Source organism: Pseudoalteromonas sp. 2CM28B, from assembly GCF_023161935.1.
In genome coordinates this window covers 1-3,772 of sequence record NZ_JALNTH010000084.1, presented here as the reverse complement: position 1 = coordinate 3,772, position 3,772 = coordinate 1, and the positions used below count along the sequence as shown (strand labels likewise).

The 3,772-nt window shown below is 39.0% G+C and carries 6 protein-coding genes; all 6 read left to right on the top strand.

The window, feature by feature from the left end; genetic code table 11:
- On the top strand, positions 1-315 hold a 315-nt coding region (locus tag MTN96_RS36615), incomplete at its 5' end, for a transposase (RefSeq protein ID WP_248534804.1).
- Between the two features lie 336 nt (positions 316-651).
- Complete coding sequence (locus MTN96_RS36610) at positions 652-1,329, top strand: DUF4272 domain-containing protein (RefSeq protein WP_083238643.1); 678 nt, start codon at positions 652-654, stop codon at positions 1,327-1,329.
- An 83-nt stretch (positions 1,330-1,412) separates the two neighbouring features.
- Positions 1,413-2,159, top strand: coding sequence for a type II CAAX prenyl endopeptidase Rce1 family protein (locus tag MTN96_RS36605; protein WP_248534802.1), 747 nt, complete (start codon positions 1,413-1,415; stop codon positions 2,157-2,159).
- A 119-nt stretch (positions 2,160-2,278) separates the two neighbouring features.
- Positions 2,279-2,644, top strand: a complete 366-nt coding sequence (locus MTN96_RS36600) for a glyoxalase superfamily protein (protein ID WP_024592045.1) — start codon at positions 2,279-2,281, stop codon at positions 2,642-2,644.
- Positions 2,645-2,744: 100 nt separating this feature from the next.
- Positions 2,745-3,125, top strand: a complete 381-nt coding sequence (locus tag MTN96_RS36595) for a hypothetical protein (RefSeq protein ID WP_024592043.1) — start codon at positions 2,745-2,747, stop codon at positions 3,123-3,125.
- A 166-nt stretch (positions 3,126-3,291) separates the two neighbouring features.
- On the top strand, positions 3,292-3,579 hold the full coding sequence (locus MTN96_RS36590; RefSeq protein WP_024592042.1) for a hypothetical protein: 288 nt from the start codon (positions 3,292-3,294) through the stop codon (positions 3,577-3,579).
- Positions 3,580-3,772: the final 193 nt, after the last annotated feature.

The window sequence follows — 3,772 nt, the reverse complement described above, 5'->3', positions numbered from 1 at the left end:
GCAGATAACAACCGCGATAAAGTCATGACGCTGAGTTGTGATGAATTTTTACGGCGCTACTTACAACATGTATTGCCTAAAGGGTTTATGCGCATTCGCCACTACGGCTTTTTAGCTAATGCGTGTCGCAAGCGAAAGTTAGGGTTAATAAAGGCTCAAGCATCAGTAACCCCATGCAAAGCGGTGAAGCCGAAGGTAGAGCAAGAACCATTAATACCGCATTGGTTTTGTCAGTCATGCAAGGTGGGTATTTTACGATTTATTGGTGTGATGAATTCAGATACGCCGACAAATGAAATAGTGCGAACGAGTTAGCAGCCTTGCTTGCTGCTTAAAATCAATGAGTTAACCTGCTTAATTGCTCAGGCTAACGACCTCTGCGTGCGTAAAAATATAATTGCTTCTTAAGGCAAATTTAGGTGTAATGGAAGCATAATAAACGCTGAGTAAAGCAGGGATAGCTTAGATGCGATAGGCTCGCCAGTAACGTTGGCTTGATATCGCTTAGGCCAGAAAAAGCAAATTCCCATAGCATAAACAACACCAACTCTGACACACCGAGTAGGTAGCGGCTCAGTCCAACAAGCGATTATGCAACACAAACTGCGTGTCGCATAAATACTAAAATGTTAAGTATCTTTAGGAGGTTGTTTGTTCTGCACTAACTGCGACAAAGAAAGTGATAGTCTATCGTTAAAAGATCCTGTGTGTGATTGCTGCGGATTTGATAATTCATACGTTTTACAGTTGATTGAAGAGAATGATGACGAACTTGAAACGGAAGACGAAATCCGCAGCAGCGTTGAGTGCGCTCAACGGAGTGTAATCCTTTTCGGACTTGTGTCAGCAGGTAATGGCGAAGATCGCGATGCAATTGTAGCTTGGCTAAAAAAAGAAGCTCTTTGGGAGTACGTTACCGAAGAAGAAAAAGCATTTTTTGAATCTCAACAGCTCACTAAGCGAAGTGTTATTAATGCTACTTGGAGAATAGAATCATTGGCTATATTGCTATGGGCGCTCTACAAGCTACCAGCATTCAATAACTTCAGTGAGTTATGCGATCTCGACGCTATAAAGAATGCTTGTGACTTTTACTTGAAAGAATCCAAAAATTTTATAGAAAACGCTGAGTTACGTTCAGATGATGAGATATTTGATGCAAATGAACTAATTTATGATTCTCATTGGAAAGTTAGAGACGCTACAATCAATCATCAACCCATACCAGTAGAAATAGATTCAAGTATTGTGCAAGAGAGACATCATGCTATAAATTGGCTGATAGGTTACTGTGGGCAGGAATGGGATGAAATTACGACAGATACTTAACAAAGAAAATGAAGACGGATACCTGGGAAGAGCACCCAGCTACCGCTTATTTTGGTGTTATAAATCATCATAAGGAAGTGCTCGTGTTAGAATTTAGTTTATCGTTTCTCTCTCATGCAGGGTTTATTTTTGTTATCGTTTTGACTTTAATTAAAATGAAAAAGGTAACCATAAATTTAAATTGGGGAGCCTTGTCTCTTGTTATATTTTTTGGTTATTTTCTTGCCGTTTTTACAGGTAGTGAGCTAATTCCTGTAAATAGAATCATTCCTGATTTAAGTTTTAACTGGGGTGGTAAAATCACCGCTATTCTTCTATGGATCGTTACTTTATTTTTACTGATACACTTAAATGCTAACTTTAAAGCTGCCGATGCAGGCTTTAGGCTTAAGCAAACAACAGGATCAATTAAGCCAGCTGTTATCGTTACTATATTATTTGTTTTTTTACAGTTAATACTTTCTACCATTCTAGGTGAAGGACCTAATTATGATTTTGAAAAGTTAGTATATCAAGCAACAATTCCAGGGTTTGATGAAGAACCTATGTTTAGAGGAATTATTCTTTATACTTTTTCTCTAGCTGTAATTTCTTCTCGTATTAATATATATGGAGCCCAAATTAATATTGCAGGTTTACTATTAGTTTTATTGTTTGGTTTACTTCATGGGATAATGTACAGCGGCGGAGAATGGCATTTTTCTATTATATCTTTATCGATTACAGGTGTTTATGGCTTTATTTTATTATGGTTAAGAGAGCGTACAGGGAGTTTGGTCTTTCCAATAATTGCTCATAACTTAGTCAACTTTTCAGGTTTGTTTGTTTGATTTATAACAAGTAAATAAACTAGGACACGCAACAGTTGGCCGCGCTTCGTTCCTCGCACATTATAGCCAACTATTACTTAGCCTGTTATTTGGGCGTTATGTGTAATGGAGTAGATGGCATGGAGTTTCAGACGATCCCAATAATGCGGATTTTCGATGAAGATAAAGCAAAAGAGTTTTACCTTGGCTTTCTCGGTATGGAACTAGATTGGGAGCATCGTTTTGAGGATGGTTACCCAATTTACATGCAAGTTTCGCTTGGCGATTTTGTTTTACATCTGAGTGAACACTCTGGTGACTGCACACCGGGCAGCAAGGTCTTCGTTAATGTAAGCAATCTTGATCAACTTTTCGCACAAGTTACTGCAAAGCCTTACAAATACAACAAACCAAGCATTGAAGATGCCCCTTGGGGTGCAAGGTGTTTTACCGTAACAGATCCGTTTTCAAACAGGATATTGTTTAATGAATCAGCAGACACATAACAATCAAATTTTATCGCCAGCAAAAAGCGCTGGCTGCGACGTCAACCCGCTGCGCGGCTTTCCGCGCTAAATTTGGGCGTTATGTGCTCTAAGGTATCTCATGCTCTCAATCACCAGTGAAGATAAAGAGAATCAACTTAAAAGTTATTGTCAGCATTGGCTGAGCTTATTAGCCACAAATCAATTTGAAGACGCAGAAAAGCTCATTGATATAAACAATAACTATGGTGTTGTATGGGCAGAATCTGAACTCAAAGACGCTGTGCATGATTACTTTGGTAGCGATGCCCCTGTGAGTTTTCAAAACGAAAATATAGCGAATTGTTACCCTGAGTTTTTAGAAACCGATTCAGGCTCATTGATCTTCGGCTTTTATTTACCCGCCAATGGCGAGATAACCGACCTAACTGTTGAATTTGAGTTTGTACCAATTGGGAACAACAATTATGCTGCAACAATCAACGATGTTCATGTTCTGTAGCATGTACGCACATAACAAGCGCCAGCACATCGCGCCTGCGGCGCTGGACTCGCAACAAGTTGCTCGCCCGTGTGGCGGGCGCTAGCTTTGCGGAGGCTTTATTGACATTTTAATATTAGTTATCGCCTCAGTATTATTCTTTGTTTTGGTTATAAAGTTGGAATCAATGATTCCCATCAACTTTTTGGACAAAGCAGAAAGAACGTTTAACGACCTAGGTGCAAACGTGCAGGTAAGAACAAATTCTTACTCTCGTTTTTATAACACCAAAGGACGATTGGTAAAAAAGTCGGATATAGCAAAAATCCAAAAAGCGGGTTGTCTTACACTTTTTACATTATCGGATAACGCAATCGATATTACGGTGCATCCAGCTAATAAAGATACTGTGTTTGAAAAAGCTAAAAGTATATTTAAAGAGGCTCAAGTTGTTGAAATTGATATACAAAGCTAACAAACCAATTATTCCGACCTCAACTCGCTGCGCTCTTTTCGTCGGCATATTGGGGCGTTAGCACTGTCCACTTATGGCACAGACTGTGTAAAAACTAATTTTTAATAAATTGTCTTGGTATGTTCTTAGTTTAAAACCATCTAGGATGGTTGCGATCGATTTTTTCTCAGTATCACAATTTTCTCCGCGCGAG

What these genes read in the sequence shown, in the direction of transcription:
- MTN96_RS36595 (WP_024592043.1), top strand. Translation starts at nt 2,745, where the DNA reads ATGCTCTCAATCACCAGTGAAGATAAAGAGAATCAACTTAAAAGTTAT.
- MTN96_RS36600 (WP_024592045.1), top strand. Translation starts at nt 2,279, where the DNA reads ATGGAGTTTCAGACGATCCCAATAATGCGGATTTTCGATGAAGATAAA.
- MTN96_RS36590 (WP_024592042.1), top strand. Translation starts at nt 3,292, where the DNA reads ATGATTCCCATCAACTTTTTGGACAAAGCAGAAAGAACGTTTAACGAC.